The sequence below is a fragment of the Vibrio sp. Vb2131 genome, assembly GCF_033338535.1.
Lineage (GTDB): Bacteria > Pseudomonadota > Gammaproteobacteria > Enterobacterales > Vibrionaceae > Vibrio > Vibrio alginolyticus.
Window position 1 is genome coordinate 1 of record NZ_JAWOSW010000050.1, and the last position, 1,066, is coordinate 1,066.

Annotated in this window: 1 rRNA gene; it reads left to right on the top strand. The window is 53.6% G+C overall.

Going from position 1 to position 1,066, the window contains the following annotated elements:
• Positions 1-1,066, top strand: a 16S ribosomal RNA gene (locus R7E38_RS22795); the annotation flags it as partial.

Here is a 1,066-nt window from a genome sequence, read left to right on the forward strand (position 1 = left end):
TTTGACGTTAGCGACAGAAGAAGCACCGGCTAACTCCGTGCCAGCAGCCGCGGTAATACGGAGGGTGCGAGCGTTAATCGGAATTACTGGGCGTAAAGCGCATGCAGGTGGTTTGTTAAGTCAGATGTGAAAGCCCGGGGCTCAACCTCGGAATAGCATTTGAAACTGGCAGACTAGAGTACTGTAGAGGGGGGTAGAATTTCAGGTGTAGCGGTGAAATGCGTAGAGATCTGAAGGAATACCGGTGGCGAAGGCGGCCCCCTGGACAGATACTGACACTCAGATGCGAAAGCGTGGGGAGCAAACAGGATTAGATACCCTGGTAGTCCACGCCGTAAACGATGTCTACTTGGAGGTTGTGGCCTTGAGCCGTGGCTTTCGGAGCTAACGCGTTAAGTAGACCGCCTGGGGAGTACGGTCGCAAGATTAAAACTCAAATGAATTGACGGGGGCCCGCACAAGCGGTGGAGCATGTGGTTTAATTCGATGCAACGCGAAGAACCTTACCTACTCTTGACATCCAGAGAACTTTCCAGAGATGGATTGGTGCCTTCGGGAACTCTGAGACAGGTGCTGCATGGCTGTCGTCAGCTCGTGTTGTGAAATGTTGGGTTAAGTCCCGCAACGAGCGCAACCCTTATCCTTGTTTGCCAGCGAGTAATGTCGGGAACTCCAGGGAGACTGCCGGTGATAAACCGGAGGAAGGTGGGGACGACGTCAAGTCATCATGGCCCTTACGAGTAGGGCTACACACGTGCTACAATGGCGCATACAGAGGGCGGCCAACTTGCGAAAGTGAGCGAATCCCAAAAAGTGCGTCGTAGTCCGGATTGGAGTCTGCAACTCGACTCCATGAAGTCGGAATCGCTAGTAATCGTGGATCAGAATGCCACGGTGAATACGTTCCCGGGCCTTGTACACACCGCCCGTCACACCATGGGAGTGGGCTGCAAAAGAAGTAGGTAGTTTAACCTTCGGGGGGACGCTTACCACTTTGTGGTTCATGACTGGGGTGAAGTCGTAACAAGGTAGCGCTAGGGGAACCTGGCGCTGGATCACCTCCTTA